This is a genomic window from Flavobacterium sp. LM5 (assembly GCF_002017945.1).
Classification (GTDB): Bacteria; Bacteroidota; Bacteroidia; order Flavobacteriales; family Flavobacteriaceae; genus Flavobacterium; species Flavobacterium succinicans.
On sequence record NZ_MUFX01000001.1, the window covers coordinates 1,444,185 to 1,462,862 of the forward strand.

At 36.7% G+C, this 18,678-nt stretch carries 15 protein-coding genes; 9 read left to right on the forward strand and 6 right to left on the reverse strand.

The genetic code is table 11. The features are described from left to right. Positions 1-242 precede the first annotated feature (242 nt). Positions 243-848 carry an HAD family phosphatase gene (locus BXU11_RS06145; protein ID WP_078211362.1) on the reverse strand — a complete coding sequence of 202 codons (606 nt, stop codon included), beginning with the start codon at positions 846-848 and terminating at the stop codon, positions 243-245. Beyond that, complete coding sequence (gene ribD / locus BXU11_RS06150; RefSeq protein ID WP_078211363.1) at positions 841-1,890, reverse strand: bifunctional diaminohydroxyphosphoribosylaminopyrimidine deaminase/5-amino-6-(5-phosphoribosylamino)uracil reductase RibD; 1,050 nt, start codon at positions 1,888-1,890, stop codon at positions 841-843. The genes BXU11_RS06145 and ribD overlap by 8 nt, the downstream gene beginning before the upstream one ends. A 556-nt stretch (positions 1,891-2,446) precedes the next feature. On the opposite strand from ribD, the gene BXU11_RS06155 reads away from it, so the two are divergent. Both BXU11_RS06155 and prmC read left to right on the forward strand, forming a co-directional pair. Beyond that, on the forward strand, positions 2,447-2,932 hold the full coding sequence (locus BXU11_RS06155; protein ID WP_078212115.1) for a GNAT family N-acetyltransferase: 486 nt from the start codon (positions 2,447-2,449) through the stop codon (positions 2,930-2,932). A gap of 42 nt (positions 2,933-2,974) precedes the next feature. Next, positions 2,975-3,829, forward strand: a complete 855-nt coding sequence (prmC, locus tag BXU11_RS06160) for a peptide chain release factor N(5)-glutamine methyltransferase (protein WP_078211364.1) — start codon at positions 2,975-2,977, stop codon at positions 3,827-3,829. 254 nt (positions 3,830-4,083) lie between these two features. Here prmC and BXU11_RS06165 read toward each other — a convergent pair whose 3' ends face one another. Together BXU11_RS06165 and BXU11_RS06170 are read right to left on the reverse strand one after the other, a co-directional pair. Then, positions 4,084-5,328, reverse strand: a complete 1,245-nt coding sequence (locus tag BXU11_RS06165) for an ABC transporter permease (RefSeq protein ID WP_035717867.1) — start codon at positions 5,326-5,328, stop codon at positions 4,084-4,086. Between the two features lie 266 nt (positions 5,329-5,594). Beyond that, on the reverse strand, positions 5,595-6,434 hold the full coding sequence (locus tag BXU11_RS06170) for a hypothetical protein (RefSeq protein WP_078211365.1): 840 nt from the start codon (positions 6,432-6,434) through the stop codon (positions 5,595-5,597). Positions 6,435-6,764: 330 nt separating this feature from the next. Here BXU11_RS06170 and BXU11_RS06175 point away from each other — a divergent pair, with 330 nt between their 5' ends. From BXU11_RS06175 to BXU11_RS06195, 5 genes are all read left to right on the forward strand, one after another. Then, positions 6,765-8,213 carry a hypothetical protein gene (locus BXU11_RS06175; RefSeq protein WP_078212117.1) on the forward strand — a complete coding sequence of 483 codons (1,449 nt, stop codon included), beginning with the start codon at positions 6,765-6,767 and terminating at the stop codon, positions 8,211-8,213. A gap of 116 nt (positions 8,214-8,329) precedes the next feature. Continuing rightward, the gene (locus tag BXU11_RS06180) at positions 8,330-10,099 is read left to right on the forward strand and encodes a cytochrome-c peroxidase (RefSeq protein ID WP_078211366.1); all 1,770 of its coding nucleotides are present in this window, start codon (positions 8,330-8,332) and stop codon (positions 10,097-10,099) included. 79 nt (positions 10,100-10,178) lie between these two features. Further along, positions 10,179-11,591, forward strand: coding sequence for an MATE family efflux transporter (locus BXU11_RS06185; RefSeq protein ID WP_223253709.1), 1,413 nt, complete (start codon positions 10,179-10,181; stop codon positions 11,589-11,591). Between the two features lie 71 nt (positions 11,592-11,662). Next, on the forward strand, positions 11,663-12,568 hold the full coding sequence (locus tag BXU11_RS06190; protein WP_139363449.1) for a prohibitin family protein: 906 nt from the start codon (positions 11,663-11,665) through the stop codon (positions 12,566-12,568). Between the two features lie 140 nt (positions 12,569-12,708). Further along, a complete protein-coding gene (locus tag BXU11_RS06195; RefSeq protein WP_024982332.1) occupies positions 12,709-12,939 on the forward strand; it encodes a hypothetical protein in 231 nt (76 codons plus the stop codon). A 73-nt stretch (positions 12,940-13,012) separates the two neighbouring features. Here the strand turns inward: BXU11_RS06195 and BXU11_RS06200 are convergent, their stop codons facing one another. Together BXU11_RS06200 and meaB are read right to left on the reverse strand one after the other, a co-directional pair. Beyond that, positions 13,013-14,941, reverse strand: coding sequence for an LTA synthase family protein (locus BXU11_RS06200; protein ID WP_078211368.1), 1,929 nt, complete (start codon positions 14,939-14,941; stop codon positions 13,013-13,015). Between the two features lie 84 nt (positions 14,942-15,025). Then, complete coding sequence (meaB, locus tag BXU11_RS06205) at positions 15,026-16,114, reverse strand: methylmalonyl Co-A mutase-associated GTPase MeaB (protein WP_078211369.1); 1,089 nt, start codon at positions 16,112-16,114, stop codon at positions 15,026-15,028. Between the two features lie 117 nt (positions 16,115-16,231). Here meaB and BXU11_RS06210 point away from each other — a divergent pair, with 117 nt between their 5' ends. Both BXU11_RS06210 and BXU11_RS06215 read left to right on the forward strand, forming a co-directional pair. Beyond that, entirely contained in the window at positions 16,232-17,143 is a 912-nt protein-coding gene (locus BXU11_RS06210) for an AEC family transporter (RefSeq protein ID WP_024982329.1), read from the forward strand. Positions 17,144-17,721: 578 nt separating this feature from the next. Further along, the gene (locus BXU11_RS06215; RefSeq protein ID WP_078211370.1) at positions 17,722-18,663 is read left to right on the forward strand and encodes a 5'-nucleotidase; all 942 of its coding nucleotides are present in this window, start codon (positions 17,722-17,724) and stop codon (positions 18,661-18,663) included. The last annotated feature ends 15 nt before the right edge of the window (positions 18,664-18,678 follow it).

Consider the following 18,678-nt stretch of genomic DNA (forward strand, 5'->3'; position numbering starts at 1 on the left):
TACTATCGGGGCTAAGGAGAAGCAGGGTTTTTTACTTAGAAAGATTTTTCATCAACGATGCGCTAAGTTGCAGGAATAAGGATTGTCAAATTTAATTCCGATTTTGACTTGCCATTTTTTGCTTGCAATTTACCAAACCATATTCTCGCTAAAACGCTAAGGAGTAGTATTCACAAGGTTTTTTTGCGACTTTGCGAGCAATCAATATAAATAGGACACTATTTTATTTTGATTGCTTAGCATTAGTCTAAGCTATTTTTTTTAAACAAATCGACCACATCTTCTTTTCCAACTTGTAGGTGCCAAACTTGCATGCCTAGTGCTTGAGCAGCGTCGGTGTTTTCTTTCTTATCGTCTACAAACAAAGTTCTTTTCGGCGACAATTCATTTTGTTGTAGCACGTGTAAGTAAATTTCAGCATCTGGTTTTCGCATCCCTACTTCAAAAGAAAAATACACTTTCTCAAAACATTGATAAAAAGCACTGTAGAAGGAACTCCCCGTTTTTTGCTCAAAGGTGTCAATATGAATCGCATCGGTATTGCTCAACAAAAACAGGCGGTATTTTTGTGATAATAATTGTAAAAACTCCAAACGATACAGCGGAAAATCTAGTAAAATAGCATTCCAAGCTGCAAGAATTTCTTCTGGACTGGCGTGGGGTAAATGTTTTTGAAAACCATTCAAAAATGCGTCTCGTGTACAATTTCCTTTTTCAAATGCCATATTGAGCTCGTTCAAATCGTCATGCCAAGCCGTAAGCCCTAATTGTCGCAGTTGGTCTTGCGTGGCTTGCTTGTCTAAATTGATAAATACATCTCCAAAATCAAAAATAATCGCATTAATCATGATTGCTAAGTATTAAAAGTTCGTCGGTGCCGTAGGTTGTTTTTTCAAGGCAATGACCCGTAATTTGTGGGGCTGGTATCCCACTAGTAAAGGTAACGGCTCCTTTAAAAATTCGGGCTTCATCCCACATATTCAAATCAATAAAATGCTGAATGGTAGTGGTGCCTCCTTCAATAATAACGGATTGCAGGCGGTGTTCATACAGTTTTGCTAGGAGTTGGGATACAATGTTTTGATTGAAATCTATCGCTTCAAAAATGCAGTTTTCCTTTGAGACACGGTCAGTTGCTGATGTGAAAATCAAAGTAGGGACACTTTGATCCAATACAAAACTATCCGCTGGAATGCGACCTTCTCGGTCAATAATTACTCGAGTAGGATGTTGACCAAACCAATCTCTGGTGTCTAACTTCGGATTGTCGGCAACAACGGTTTGAGTGCCTACCAAAATCGCTTGCTCTTCGCTGCGCCATTTGTGCACCAATTGTCGCGAGTAGGGATTGGTAATCCAAATCGGAGCTCGTTCGTGATCAGGGTTTGGACTTGGAGCGATAAATCCGTCTTGACTTTCGGCCCATTTCAAGATAATGTAAGGGCGTTTTTGGTTGTGATAGGTAAAAAAACGTTTGTTCAAGGCTTGGCATTCTTTTTCGAGTACACCCACTAGTACTTCAATCCCCGCGTTTTTCAAACGTTCTATGCCTTTACCCGCCACTTGATGGTTGGGGTCAACCGTGCCTATGACCACTTTCGGGATGCCACTTCTCACGATCAAATCAGCACAAGGCGGTGTTTTTCCAAAATGACTACAGGGTTCAAGGCTGACATAAATAGTAGCTTCTTTTAATAAAGAGGTATCTTTTACGCTATTGATGGCGTGGACTTCGGCGTGGGGCTCTCCGGCTTTTCGGTGCCAACCTTCGCCGATAATTTGCCCGTTGGCTACAACTACGCTGCCCACCATCGGGTTAGGATAGGTAGCGCCTAAGCCGTTCTTGGCCAGTTCAATGCAACGTTTTATGTATTTTTCAGGACTATTCATCATACAAAAGTACTATTTTTTAGGTGTCAGATTTAGTTTTCCTTGTGCAAGACGTTCGCTTTTATGTGTTTTAATCGCAAAGGTCGCAAAGGATTACGCAAGGAGCGCAAAACTTTAAACGTTTATTATGACGTTATTTGTGCAACTTTCTTAGTTTTCATTATACTCAAGCTATAATTTGTGAATTCGTGGCTGCTTTTATATTTTTTGTCCTGAATTTCACTAAGCATGCACAAATTCTTAAACCCTCGTTATTTGTGTAACTTCGTCAATTTTCATTATATTCAAACTACAATTAGTGAATTCGTGGTTGCTTTTATTTTTGATTACATTCAGGCTGCAATTTGTGAATTCGTGGCCGTTATAAAGATTTTGTTACAATTATACATAAACTATTTTTAGCCTAGTTATTTGTGTAATTTTTCTCAATTATATTATATTCAAGCTACAATTAGTGAATTCGTGGCTGCTTTTTTAAAAGCGAATGCCAATTAGTTTTGCTAATTTGTCAATTAACAATGCTATTTTTGTCGCACTAACTTCAGTACTAAACACTATGTCAAATTGGACCATTAGAAAAATTGAAAAAAAAGATAATCCTGCCGTAGCTCAGTTAATACGTGCCGTTTTTGATGAGTTGGAAATTCCAAAAGTAGGCACCGCTTACGAGGATCCTTATTTGGATTTGATGTTCGAAGAATACAGCAAGCCACGGTCGCTGTATTTTGTAGTGGAGCAGGATGGCGAAGTTGTTGGTTGTGCTGGAGTGGCGCCTTTGGCTAACGAAAAAGAAACCATTTGTGAATTGCAAAAAATGTACTTTTTGCCAGCCACGCGCGGGAAAGGAATTGGAAGCGAAATGATGGCTATTTGTTTGCAAGCTGCTAAAGACTTTGGTTTTGAGCAATGCTATCTCGAAACGATGCCGTTTATGCATGAAGCCCAAAAGTTGTATAAGAAAACAGGTTTTGAGTACTTGTGCAGTGCCATGGGCAATACTGGACACAGCAGTTGTCCGGTTTGGATGCTGAAAGATTTGTAAACACCTAATGTCGATACGAATCGATATTCAGTACTATTGATTATGATAATAAAAGAATATAGAACTCATTTTATTCAGGAACTTTCCTCTATTTATGACGAAGGCGAGGCCGAAAGTTTTTTCTATTTGATTTTGGAAGCCAAACAGCAACTCAAACGAATCGATTTGGCGTTGCGACCTGAATTGACTTTTTCGGAGGTCGAACTCGTGGTTTGGAACACGATTTTAGAAGATTTGAAAAAAGAAATCCCGATTCAGTACCTTTTAGGAAAGACTAGTTTTTATGGTTTGGATTTTGAAGTCAATGAAAACGTGTTGATTCCAAGACCCGAAACCGAAGAGTTGGTGGAATGGATGCTAGAAGTTTGTAGCAAAATGGAAACAACAGCAGAATTTTCCATTCTCGATATCGGGACGGGAAGTGGTTGTATTCCGATTAGTTTGAAACAACATTTGCCTCAGGCCAAAGTTTCGGCTATTGATGTTTCGGAAAAGGCTTTGGAAGTCGCTAAAGGCAATGCAAAGTTGAATGGAGTAGAAGTGCATTTTATACTGCAAAACATTTTGGAAACAACCGAATTATTGGAGCGTTATGATGTGATTGTTTCGAATCCGCCCTATGTTCGGAATTTGGAAAAGCAAGAAATCAAGAACAATGTGTTGGAATATGAACCGCATTTGGCTTTGTTTGTAGCCGATGATGATGCTTTGATTTTTTATCGAAAAATTGGGGAGTTGGCATTGAAAAGTTTGCGTCCGAACGGCAAGTTGTTTTTTGAAATCAATCAGTATTTAGGTAAGGAAACGGTTGATTTGTTAAAAGATTTAGGTTTTCAAAACGTGGAATTACGAAAAGATATTTACGGAAATGACAGGATGATTTTGGTTTCTTTGTAAGTGGAGTTGTTGAATTAAAATCATAGTAGATTTTGGCTAAAGCCCAAAGTAAAACTAATTATAAAGAATGGGCTAAAGCCCATTCCTATTGATATTTTGATGTCAAATTTATAATTATCAATCTTTTTGCTTTGCGTGAGGGATAGGAGCTGGCTACCGAAGTAGCGCGTATAGCCCGACCGCATAAAAAAAAGGGACCGACTAGCACGATTGCTGAGTGGGTCCCTTTTTTTTATGGGGTCACGCCCTAATACTTATTCATATCGCAATGCCTCAATTGGGTCGAGTTTAGAAGCTTTTACGGCAGGGTAGAGTCCAGAAACAATCGCGACCATAAAACTGGTGGCAAAGGCAGCGAAGATGGCGCCCCACGGAATAACGAAGGCGAAATCCATGGCGCTGGCGATGCCGTAACCGATTAGGATTCCGAATATAATACCGACTAATCCACCAATTTGACCAATGAGCAAGGTTTCGATAAAAAACTGAATCGCCACGGTTGATTTTTTGGCACCCAAGGCTTTTCGAACGCCAATTTCTCGGGTTCTTTCGGTTACCGATACAATCATGATGTTCATTAAAGCAATTGAGGAACCAAAAATCGTGATTACCCCGATGAGCCATGCTGCTAAACCTAAATATTGGGTGATGCCCAAAATACGATTGATCAAATCATCGCTGCGCACTACGCCAAAGTTATTGTCTTTGACAGGGCTTAATTTTCGCACGCGACGCATGACGCTGGTGGCGTTGTCTACGGCTTGGTCTAACAATTCTTTTCGGCCCACCATTACGCTCACGCTGTAGTTGATGTTTGGCGCACTGAAAATGGAACGCGCTACTTGAATAGGTATCAACACGCGTAAATCCTGACTGTTACCAAAAGTAGATCCTTTTTCTTTGAGCACGCCAATGACTCTGAATTTGGCTCCGCGAATAGAAATGATTTTGTCGATAGGGTTGATGTCTTTTAGTAGACCTTTTTCGAAATCCGACCCAACTACACAAACGAATGCGTTGTTTTTGATGTCGAAACTTGTGAAATTACGACCCGCACTAAACTCTAATCCGGAGTTTACCGCATACATTTCGTCGACCCCTACAATTTTGTTCTCGGGATCGGTTTTGGTGTTCAGGTACTTGACTTCGGCAGCTTGGCTGGCGTTGAACGAAATGGAGGTTTCGGTAAATGGATATTTGTATTTATTTCTAAACGCTACAGCATCTGGGTAAGAGATAATCGGGTTGATGATTTCTCGCTCGCCGCCGCCACGGTTTCTGGTCGTGTTTTCGTATTGATTGATGTTGAAGGTATTGGCACCCATCGAGGCAAAATCCGATGAAATTTGATTTTCTAAAGCCGCCACCACGGTCAAAATTCCTACCAAAGCTGTGATTCCAATAGCGATAATCAGTACCGTAAGTATGGTACGCAGCAATTGCGTTTTGATCGAACCCAACGCAATTTTTATGTTTTCTTTGAATAATTTTAGCATCATGTAAGTTTGTCACGAAAATACAATTTTTGTTACAAAGTTTGTTTTTCAAAAACGCTATATTGTAAAATAAAAAACATGGAATGGCAAAGTTGAAAGTCTTCTTCGCTAATTTAATTTGCCTGTTGATGCAGTTAGTTACAAGTCTATGTGATTTTGGTTTTTTATTTCTAAATAGTTGAATTTTATGTATTTGTGTTTTGTAAGGTTTTTGGAATCTCGTAGTTTGTTTCTTGATTTTATGTAGTGACAAAATCAAAAAAAAACTTTTAGAGCTTGCTTTTGTTTAAAGATAATTTATAAATATTCGTTTCTAGCACTTCCGAGTCTTTGTCTTCACAGAGCAAAAAGTCCAAGGTTTTGTCCGAATTTTGATAGAGGGTAAGACCTTCAAATTTTTGGGTATCGCTAATTTTTTGAGTAAATTCTATTTTCATGGTTTCCAGATTTATAGTGCCAATTAAACTCCCCAAAACCTCTCCGTCTTTATAGGTCGATTGCGTATCTTCGGCGGTAGCCAAGAAGTAAATTTTATCGTCAACCAAAACAGCATCAGTAAAACTGCTGCGTACACCATTAATTTTAGGCAACTTATACTCGTTGCTTATCATATTAAACTCATTGATCAAGTTTTTGCCATAAATTGTAAAAATGACATTCTTGCTCGATTTGCCGTTCCCGCGATTAAAAAGCATCCATTCTTTTCCATTATAAATCGCTCCTTCTAAATTAAAATCAGCCGGTTTGATTTGGCCAAAACTCTGCATTACGCCATACAAGTCGGTCAAATCGTTGGTTTTGATTTCTTTTTCGGTCGTATTGATTTCTATCATTTTGTTGCGTTTGGCCGTAGAACCTGAACCAAAAACATATAATTTGTCGTCGAAACTCGTCATGGCTTCAAAATCGGGTTTGTCTTTTTTGGCAATATTGACGCTGGCATTTTCAATAATTGCGTGCTGCTGTAAGTCTTTGGCTTCCATATTGTATTCGTATAAATAGCCACTGTTGTCACTAATAACATATAAGGAAGGCGATTTGTAAATAAGACCAGAAGCAGAACCAATACCGATGATTTGAAATAAAAGTTCGAGAGTGAATTTTTCCATTGCATTATAATATTTGTATCCAACATTCCATTAAAGTGCGGAATCGAGATGAATTAAAAAGCAACTAAAGTAATGATTTGTTTCAAAAAACTCATTGGTTTATTAGGACTTTAAAATTTTCTTTTAATATTTTTTTTGGCAATAGTCCAAGTGATTTGACTTCTTATTGTTAATTCAATTTAAACTCAATATTTTGTTACTGTTAGATTGTAAATTTTAGATTAATTTATAATTTAAAATCTTACGCATTGATAGCTTTTCATTAATCTTAGAATGATAATTACTTTAAATGTAGGTACTTATTTTGTGGGTATAAAAAAACTTAAATCAATGAAAAAACTAATCTTACCCTTATTGTGTTTGGTCTCACTTATTTCGTGTGAGAATGATTCTAATGATGCTAAAGAAACATCAGCAGTTGTTTTAAAAAATCAATCTGTAACGCCAGTTTTGCTGAAAAAAATGACAGGATTTGAAAATCTAGAGTTGTTCTCTTTGATTTCATCTGATGATGTTATAGCGAATAGTCCAAAATTTGTTTTCGGAGGTTCAGCAGATGGAACAGGTTTATTGAAAAATGCCGATGGAACTTTTACTTTTTTAGTAAATCACGAAGACAATTTTGCGGTTTCAAGAGTTACTCTTGATAAAACATTTAAACCTGTTAAAGGTGAGTATTTGTTAAACTCGGATGGAGGATTTTGGAGGTTGTGTAGCGCAACAATGGCTACCCCAGCAGAACATGGTTTTGGTCCTATATTTTTAACTTCTGGTGAGTCTGGAGAAGAATCGCTTACGCATGGTTTGGATCCTTTTGCTAGTGTAGCTGAAGCATCTAAAAACAGAGGTTTAGAGGCGTTAGGGAGATTAAATGCCGAAAATGCAGTGCCATTAAATGCAAAGGCATATCCTGGTAAAACTGTAATTCTTTTGGGTGATGACGATTCAGACACTTACGGCGGTCAAGTTTTTATGTATGTTGCTGATAAAGTGGGCGATTTGCAAAATGGTTCGTTGTACATGATGAAGCGTAATGACGACAATCAAAGAGAAAAAGATATTGCGGTGAACCAAAAATATCCTGTTTCATTTGTGAAAATAGAAAATCATAAAACGTTGACAGGAGCTGCTATCAATGCTTCGGTAAATACACTTAAAGCGCTAAAGTTTGGTCGTGTTGAAGATTTGGATTACAAAAAAGGAAGCGTTGAAGGCACAAGAGAAATTTATTTTAACGTAACAGGGCAAAACAATACGGGAACAAATGCTGATGCCTCTAGAGCCAAATATGGACGTGTGTACAAATTGAATTTAGACGAAAAAGATCCTTTAAAAGGGAGCTTAGAAGTTATCTTAGACGGAGACGATCGTAATGGTGTTGCTGGTAAATTTCAAAATCCAGACAATATATGTGTTACTAAAAATTATGTTTACATTCAAGAAGATTCTAATGGCTACGGTGACGAAACACATGATGCCTATATTTATCAATACAATATCGCTACCAAACAATTAAAAGTAGTTTTTGAATTAGATCATCGTCGTACGGCTACCGATGCTGCTACTTATAATGTTGGAGGTGCTTCAAAATTCGGAAGCTGGGAATACGGCGCAATGATTGATGTATCTGAGCAATTAGGCATTGATGATACCTTTTTATTATCTGTGCAACCTCATACATGGAGAGGTGATAAATACAAAGGTGTAGACGGAGGAACAAAACGTCCTACTGAAAATCAAGCTAGTCAAATAGTTCTAATTAAAGGATTAGCAAGATAATATCATTTTTAAATTTTTACTTAGCCACGATTGTATGTAAGCAATCGTGGTTTTAGTTTTTTTATGCATCCGTTTTTATGATTGCAGTTTAAAAGCAAAAACAACTCATTTTTTTTATGAAAAAATATTTTTTCTTAGTGCTATTATGTTCTTTTTTTTCTTGTGAAAAAAAGGAAAATACTCATGAGCTTATTTCATCTAATTTTACCAATGGCGTTTCCGAATTAATTCACGAAGTAGATCAATTAAAACTTTTGGTAGCTTCAGATGCCAAGCTTTCAACGATTCAGAATCAATTTTTAAAAGCTAGAAATAGCTACAAGAAATTGGAATGGATGAGCGAGTACTATTACCCAACAGTTTCTAAATCAATCAACGGACCAGCAATTCCTGAGTTTGAAGAAAATGATGGCATAACAGTACCTCCAGAGGGTTTGCAAGTGGTAGAAGAATTTTTGTTTCCAAAATATGATGTAGCTACTAAATCAGATTTAGAAATGGAAATAGGTGTATTGAGGTCTAATTTAAATCGATTACAAAAGGTTTCGGAAAAAACCACATTAGCGGATACTTACATTTTTGATGCGTTGCGACTATCTGTTTTTAGAATGATTACCCTCGGAATTACGGGCTTTGATTCTCCAGTTGCACTGCATTCCATCCCAGAAGCAAAAGTGGTTTTAGAGAGTATTGCTCAAACGGTAGCTCTCTACAAAAATAAAATAGATAAGGAGTCATTTCAAGCGCTTACAACAACGCTTTCTCAAGGAAAAAAATACTTGGGAACTCATACCAATTTCAATGCTTTTGATAGAGCGTATTTTATAAAAAATATAGCTAATCCATTGAGTAAACAGTTATATCAATGTCAAAAAAATGCTTTGATTTCCTTTGCAAAAGAGACCAGAGGCTTAAAAACTACAGCGCAAACCCTTTTTGATAAAGAGGCTTTTGATATAGAAGCTTTTAATGGTTTTCCTGATTATAAAACCACGCCAGAAAAAATTGCTTTAGGAAAAAAGTTATTCAATGACCCTATTTTGTCGGGCAATAATACGCGCTCTTGTGCTTCTTGTCACCATTCTGATATTGCTTTTACAGATGGTTTAGAGCAAACCATTTCCTTAGATGGTAAAACCAAAGTAAAGCGAAACACGCCCACTTTGATGAACATCGCTTTCCAACGTGCTTTCTTCTATGATTCTAAAGTAAGTTATCTCGAAGACCAAGCGGTGGCAGTCATCACAAACGAAATCGAAATGCACGGTTCTCTTGAAAAATCAGTGAAAGCCTTGCAAAAAGATAAAAAGTATGTCGCAGAATTCAAAAAAGCATTTCCTAAAAATGAGATTAACGAATTCGGAATCAAAAACGCCTTGGCTTCCTACGTTCGTTCTTTGAGCCAATACAATTCAAAGTTTGATGAGTATATGCGTGACGAAGGCGAATTTTCATCAGATGAAAAAGCAGGTTTTAATCTATTTGCAGGTAAAGCTAAATGTGCTACTTGCCATTTTATTCCTTTAACCAACGGGACAGTCCCACCTAATTTTATGAAAACAGAAAGCGAAATTTTAGGAGTACCGAACAGGCATAATTATTTAGATGCCGATTTAGGAAAATATGAATTGACCCAAGCCGAAATTCATAGAAATTCTTTTAAAACACCCACAATCAGAAACATTGAGTTAACGGCGCCTTACATGCATAATGGTGTTTTCAAAACCTTAGAAGAAGTCATTGATTTTTATAACAAAGGTGGTGGTATTGGCCTTGGATTTAAAGTACCCAATCAAACCCTTCCTGAAGATCCGTTACTTCTATCAGAAAAAGAGAAAAAACAATTGATTGCTTTTATGAAGACACTAACAGATACAAAAAGTTAGCGACTAAATTGGAAAAAAGGGTGTTAAGAGCTTTAGCTTTTTTATAACCCTTTTTTTAAACAAAAATCGTCAGGTTCTGATTACCTTTGCCGACTTAAAAAATAGATGCATGAACCTGTCACAATACACCAAAGAATTTTCGGCCAATATTAGATTAGCATATCCTGTTATTTTGGGGATGTTAGGACATACAATGATTGGAGTAGTGGATAATTATATGGTAGGATCTTTAGGATCAACTGAATTGGCGGCGGTTTCATTAGGAAATAGTTTTGTTTTTCTGGCACTTTCATTGGGTATCGGGTTTTCTACAGCCATTACACCTTTGGTAGCCGAGGCACATGCTGAGAGAAATACAGATAAAATTAGAGCTACGTTTCATCATGGATTATTTTTGTGTACGATTCTAGGATTGGTATTGTTTGTATTGACCATTTTATCGAAACATTTGATGTACTTGATGGATCAACCCGCAGCAGTAGTAGCTTTAGCAGGACCTTATATTGATTGGATTGCTTTTTCTTTGCTTCCATTAGTGGTTTATCAGGGATATAAACAATTTTCCGACGGATTATCTCAAACGAAATATGCGATGTATGCTATTTTTTTAGCAGTGGTTTTAAATATTTTTTTCAATTATTTATTGATCCATGGTATTTGGATTTTTCCAAAATTAGGGATTATTGGGGCTGCCTTAGGAACGGTCATTTCCAGAGTGATTATGGTCATATTCATGCATTATATCATGAAACACAATGCAATTATGCAAGAGTTTTTTACAGGATTTAGTTTTAGTTCCATAAAAAAATCGATTTTACAAAAAATAATCAACCTTGGTGTGCCTTCTTCCATGCAAATGATGTTTGAAGTCACTTTATTTACAGCCGCGATTTGGCTTTCGGGAACTCTTGGAAAAAACAATCAGGCGGCGAATCAAATTGCATTGACCTTGGCTTCGTCCACGTTTATGGTAGCCATGGGACTTAATGTTACGGCTATGATCCGAGTAGGAAATGCCAAAGGTATGGCAGATTTTAAGGGATTAATTGTTGTGGCACGTTCCATTTTTATACTGACCATCCTTTTAGAAACCGTTTTTGCATTTCTTTTTATCGTGTTTCATCAATATTTACCTTATTTGTTCTTGAATACCGACGATGTAACTCAGGCAATCGATAATCAAGAAATTGTAATGATTACGGCCAAATTACTAATTGTAGCTGCTTTTTTTCAAATTTCAGATGGTATTCAGGTGGTTGTTTTGGGAGCTTTGAGAGGGCTTCAAGACGTCAAAATCCCCATGTATATTACTTTTGTAGCCTATTGGGTGGTAGGGTTTCCAATTTCAATTTATTTAGGAAAATATACAGAGCTTGGAGCTGTTGGTATCTGGATTGGTTTATTAGCAGGACTAACTGCTGCTGCGGTTTTTTTATACATCCGATTTGCACGATTAACCAAGAAATTAGTAGTGTTGGAAATGTTGAAATAAAATTTTTCTTATAAATGTAACTTCTTTTTTATTCCGTCGTATAATAAGCATATCAACTAAAACCAAAAAAAATGATTGTATTTATTATTCTAGGAATAATTTTATTAGTCGTTAGTTTCTATTTAACCAACAGTGCTAATCCTTTATCTAAATTTTCTAATCTTTTAAAGATTGTAGGTATTTTATTATTGATAATCGGAGTTTTTTCTTCGATGTTCAAGCAAATCGACGCGGGTAAAGTAGGCGTAAAATCGCTTTATGGTAGCGTACAACCCGATGTTTTAGAAAGTGGCCTTCACGTAGTAAATCCGCTTTTGGATATTACTGTTTTTGATGTGCAAACACAAAACTATACCATGTCAGCCGTTCATAATGAAGGGGCTCAAGAAGGTGATGACGCCATCAGAGTATTGTCTAATGACGGATTGGAAGTAGTCATAGACTTAACCGTGTTGTATCGTGTAATCCCAAATGAAGCTCCAAAAATTCTAAAAGGAATTGGAGAAAGCTATACCGATAAAATTGTACGTCCAGTAACGAGAACCCGTATTCGCGACAATGCTGTTTATTATGATGCGGTGGCTTTGTATTCAACCAAAAGGAATGAATTTCAGCAACGCATTTTCCAAAGTATTGAGGCCGATTTCAAAGCTAGAGGATTGGTGTTAGAGCAATTGCTGATTCGAAATATCAATTTGCCAGAATCCGTAAAGAAAACCATCGAAAGTAAAATTAATGCCGAACAAGATGCTCAAAAAATGACCTTTGTTTTGCAAAAAGAAAAACAAGAAGCGGAACGTAAAAGGGTAGAAGCACAGGGTATCGCAGATTATCAACGTATCATTTCTTTAGGGCTAACCGACAAACAATTGCAATACGAACAAATTAAAGCTCAGAAAGAAATCGCAACTTCTCCCAATACTAAAATTATTTTTATGGGAAAAGGTAGTGCACCCGTGATTCTTTCGGATAAATAGTTTTTGAGGTTAATAGGTTATTTGATTAATCGGTCAACTTTTAAGGACTGAATGCTTAAATTTGTAAAAAATTATACGCTTTGCATAGTTTCGAAGTAAAATAGAGTCAATAGACAACAAATAATAAACAACAAACAAAAATGGAATTACCAAAATTTTTACTAGGCGACAATACCGACTTTCCAGACGATATTTTTATCATTCATATGGATTATCCTCGATTTATCATTAATCTTAAAGATGATGAGGTAGAGTTTTTAGAAGAACCTGAAGATCTAGACGAAGCCGAATTAAACGCCGAAATGGAAGGCTTAATCGAACAAGCGAATGCGTTTTATGACCGCGAAATAGCACGATTCGAAGAAGAATAAGTTGGAATTAATCTCATAATAAAAAGGGTAGTGTATGATTTTGATACACTACCCTTTTTTTATGTTACCCATTCTATTTCTGGATAGAATATTTACTCTTTTTGTATAAATACGAAGCCGTAATCACGTGACTCAACGCATCCTTTGCTAGTTCTTTGTTCAGAGGTACAGGCGTAAAAATGGTGTCTTTTGAAACTTTAAATTGCAATGGCTCTTTGTTGGGTTGCATAATGACCACTTGGTCTTCTACTCGGAAGGCATTCACATCGTGAAACTGCATAATTGCTCTTCCTTGGGTTGTAGCAGGCAAACGGAACAGATTTCGACCCGGCATTGGCGTGATAACATTCATTCCAATTTTACTCAATGTGGTAGGTTGGATGTCAATTTGGCTACACAATTTTTCATATTTGGTATTTTTTGGAATGTTGGGACCAATCAACAAAGCCGGTATATGAAATTTATGAATAGGTACTAAATGTTTTCCATAAGTTCTAGTGTTGTGGTCGGCAATGACTAAGAAAATGGTGTTTTTGTAATAGGCCTCTTTTTTGGCTAATGCAAAAAACTTCCCAATAGCATAATCGGCATATTTCATTGCATTATGCACGGTGTTTTTAGGCTTTTCGTACAACTGAATTCTGCCATCAGGAAACTCAAATGGTTCGTGATTCGAAGAGGAGAAAACCAGAGACACAAAAGGTTTGTCTTTTAGTGTTTTGAAATACGCATTGGCTTTCACCATTACATCTTCATCGGACCAACCCCAAGTTCCGTGAAATGCACTTGTTTTAGGGTCGTATTGCGGTTCGTCAATGATGGTGCTAAAGCCGTTTCCGTTAAAAAAAGCGCCCATATTATCAAAGTTGGCCATTCCTCCATAAATAAAACTGGTGTCATATCCTTTTGTTTTCAATAAACTAGCAATGGTATAAAAGTCTTTTTGAGAGTTATTCAGTTTGACCACACTTTCTGATGGCGAAGGCAGAAAACCAGTGACAACGGCTTCAATCCCGCGAACACTTCTAGTACCTGTCGAGTACATATTGGTAAACAGTGTTCCTTCTTTCGTCAATTTATCAAATTCTGGTGTTAGTGGTAATCCGCCCAAACTTCCCACATATTCGGCGCCTAAGCTTTCTTCCAAAATAATAACAATATTGTAAGGCTTTTTTAGAATGGTATCCGATTCGCTTTTATGAAGTAATGGAAAATTGGCATCCACAAAATCTTCTGGTTTTGCATCCATATATTTTTTTACGCGAGGAATGGCTTCTTCGGGTTTCATTTTTCCGTACATCTTATCGGAGTTTCCTTCATTCTTTAAAGAATAAACAGCAAAACCAAGCGTGTAAAATGAGTTCAATCCCAAACAATTCGTTAACTGGTCAGTAGAAAAAATAGCGTTACTAGCATTAATTGGTCTTTTGGAAGTCAAACTTGAACGCGCACCAAAAAACAACAAAAAAGCGACTAAAGGAAATAGGAGTAATTTGGTTTTGTAAGACGCTTTTCCAACTCCAAAAAGCTGTTTTCTAAACCGAATTAATGCATAAATAAAGGCCGACAAGAAAACGATAGTAGCCAAAATCGAAGGCAAATAGCCTTTGTACAACATCCCAATCACTTCTTTTGGGTAAATCAAATACTCAATGAAAAGTTGGTTAGGTCGTGTGTCGTATTGCGCAATAAAATTGGGCGTAGCCAATTCAAAGAACAGTAATAAACTCAGAAAAAAGATAAAGTAAACCGTCAAAAAAGATTGAATTTTGAGTACCCATTTTTCTGGAAAGACACTAATCAATACGGCTGGAAGCAACGAAACATAGCACAATAATATCAAATCCATTCGGAGACCGATGGGGAAAAGATATCCGTAGTTTTCGGTGGCAACCACACGTTCTTTGAATAGAAAAAATAAAACGATTCGGCTTAGGGTAGTGATGCATAAACCAAGTAACAAAAAGTTTACAATTGGTCGTAAGTGGGCTGTTTTTTTCAAGAGAAATTAAAATTTAGTAGCGCAAAAATACTATTTAGTGAAAGATTTTTAATGATTTTGTTCGGATAAACAGAAAGGAAAAAGTTATTTTTTAAAGTAAGCATCCAAAATTTGTTGTGCAGCAGCAAATGGAGAAAGGGCATTATTGGCCACAGCTTCTTTATTTTTTTCTAATAGCGGAACAATTTCTGGATGATTATAAAAATGGTTTTTCAAATACTCATTGATGGTTTCGAGCATCCAATATTGGTTTTGTGCAGCTCTTTTTTCAAAAAAATACTGATTGCTTTGAGTGGTTTCTATGTAGGTTAAAATAGTTTCCCAAATGGCTGAAATGCCTTCTTTTGTTAGGGCACTACACGTTGAAGTAGTAGGTGTCCAACCCGATTTTTTTGCTGGGAAAAGATGCAAAGCACGGTTGAATTCCACCTTTGCTAAATTTGATTTTCGGATATTGTCGCCATCCGCTTTGTTGATGACTATCGCATCGGCCATTTCCATAATGCCGCGTTTGATGCCTTGTAATTCATCGCCGGCTCCGGCAATTTTTAGCAATAAAAAAAAGTCGACCATACTGTGCACCGCGGTTTCGCTTTGGCCAACACCTACCGTTTCAATGATAATGGTGTCAAAGCCAAAAGCTTCGCACAAGGAGATGGTTTCTCTGGTTTTTCGAGCCACACCACCCAAAGTTTCCCCAGATGCTGAAGGTCGAATAAATGCATTTTTATCTTTCACCAATTCCTCCATTCGGGTTTTGTCGCCCAAGATACTTCCGTGCGAAATGGTGCTGCTAGGATCGACAGCAAGAACAGCTACTTTTCTACCTAAACTCGTTAAGTGTTTTCCAAAAGCTTCTATAAAAGTACTTTTGCCAACACCGGGAACTCCTGTAATACCTATTCTAACGGATTCTTTTACGTGTAACAAACACGAATTTATGACTTCGTTGGCTTGACTCAAATGTTTAGGATTGGTGCTTTCTACTAGTGTAATGGCACGGCTCAATGCGGTAATATTACCAGCCAAAATCCCTTCAACTAATTCCGTAGGAGTTGGTGTTTTTTTTCGAAACGATTGAATGGTGTTAGCCGCTAAAGCACTAACACTTTCGGGTGAAGCAATACCCGGAATTTCGTGAAGCGCTGATTTTTTTGGATTCGTATGGGTCAAGATGAAATTGTTTTGAGAGTAAAATTAAATAAAACTTGCGGGTTTGCGTGACTATTAAAATAATTTTAATCGTATTTTTGAAATCATCTCTTACATTTTTATTGAATAATAAGCCCTATGATTAATTTTATCGTTATAGTTGTTTTTTTAGTGCTCGGACTGATGCTTCAACGCGTTTCAGCCATTCCAAAAAACACCCCCAAAATCCTCAATTGGATTGTAATTCAAATTTGTCTTCCCGCTTTGGCCTTGTATCACATTCCAAAAATTCAGTGGAATGCACAATTGTTGTATCCTATTCTAGTGGCTTGGATTATTTTTCTATTGTCGTGGCTCTTTTTTGGCATCCTTGGAAAACAACTGGGATGGTCAAGAAAGTTAATCGGTTGTATGATTATTTGTAGCGGCATGAGCAATACCTCTTTTCTAGGTTTCCCCATCATTACCGCACTCTATGGCGAGAGCGGAATGAAAACCGCCATCTTAGTCGATCAACCCGGATCTTTTGTGGTGTTGTCTACCCTTGCAGTTTTGGTCGCTACTTTGTATTCAAAAGGCAATACTAGCGGATTTCAAATTCTAAAAAAAATAGCTTTTTTTCCGCCCTTCATCACCTTTGTCTTGGCCTGTTTTCTTAATGTGTATCAGTTTCAAATGCCGTCTTTTATAGAACAAGGACTCAAAATTTTGGGCGCAGGCGTTACACCCTTGGCGTTGCTTTCAGTAGGATTGCAACTGCAGTTTGATCGCAAAAGCAAACACTGGAATTTTTTAGGATTGGGACTATTTTTCAAACTACTATTGGCACCCGCTTTTGTTTTTTTGCTTTACATAATAATTTTACAACAGCATTCAGAGGTTATCGAAGTGGCTTTGCTTGAAAGTGCCATGGCGCCCATGATTACGGCAAGTATTTTGGCCACAAGTTATGGTTTGAAACCCAAATTATGCAGCATGATGATAGGTTTTGGAATACCAATTTCCTTTATCACCCTAGGTTTTTGGTATTTTATGCTACAATGGATATAAGAATTTAGGAGCTATTCCCGCTTTACATTACAAGTCCTCACCCCCAAAGCCATGGTACTACGCCCCAAAAGGAGCTTCCGTTGGTCGCTCTTTTGAGGCAAGTACCATTGTCTTTGGGCGCTCCGGGCTTTTCATTGCAATCGGGGCTAGGGCACAATGTCTTTAGTTAAGAGATTTTAGATTGAAGATTAACGATTCTTGACCCGAGCGTTAGCGAACTGGCGAAGCATTTTAGATTTTGGAGTAAGTGAGTAAAAAACATGTGATTTTCAGTATCTTATATATCAGCAATCAAAAATCGTTAATCAAAAATCAGCAATCATTTTATCCTTAACTTAATGACATTGGGCTAGGGCAGTAGGAAACCCAAAACGTTTGGTTGGAAGTATAACCCGAAAAGAAACAGTTTTTGTCGATTTTTGTAAGTAAATTTTGTTATATTTGAAAAAACAAAGCAACATTTTTTTGCTTAGTTACCTTGATTGTTGGTGAGTAGCTGAAAAAATTGTTTCGCTTATATACTAGTTGGCAAACAGTTTAGAAAAACCGAAAAACCTCATTAGAAATTACAATAAAATATGGCATTAGACTTTTCAAAAATATTAGTAGTTGGAGTTTCTTCTAGAGCTCTTTTTAATTTAGAAGTAGAAAATGAAATTTTCAAAAATGAAAATATAGAAGGATTTAGAAAATATCAATTAGAACACGAAAATGAATTATTATCTGAAGGAACAGCTTTTCCTTTAATTAAAAGTCTATTAAAGTTAAATGAAATTGCTTCTAAACAAATTATTGAAGTTGTCGTAATGTCTAGAAATAGTCCAGAAACAGGAGTTCGAGTTTTAAAATCAATGAAACACTTTAATCTTCCAATTACTAGATGGGCATTTTCGGGAGGCGAACCACTTTCTCCATTTATTGATGCTTTTGATATTGACTTATTTTTATCAAAAGACGAAGTTGAAGTTCAGAAGATAAGTGATACTTCAAATTGTGCCACAGCATTAATATACGCACCACCAACAGATTATCTTCCCGAGATAGACAGAGTGAAATTTGCGTTTGATGCTGATGCTGTTGTTTTCTCAGAAGAATCCGAACAGATTTATAAAGAAAAAGGTATTGAAGCTTTTCATCAACACGAAACCGAAAATGAAGATATTCCATTAAGTGACGGACCATTTGCAGAATTGTTAAGAAAATTATCTAAAATTCAAGAATTTTTACCAACAACAATAGAATTAACACCATTAAGAATTGCAATTGTAACGGCTAGAAATGCCCCAAGTCATATGAGAGTAATTAAGACACTACGTCATTGGGGTGTTTACGTTGATGAAGCATATTTTTTGGGTGGATTATCGAAAGACAAAGTTTTAAAAGCATTTGGAGCTCATATTTTTTTTGACGATCAAGAAACTCATCTTGAAGGCTCAAGTAAAGTCGTGCCTTCTGGAAAAGTATTATACAAAACCGACTCTCCATTAAAAAAATACGAAAAAAACAAAATCAAAGAATAAAAAACCGATTTGCCA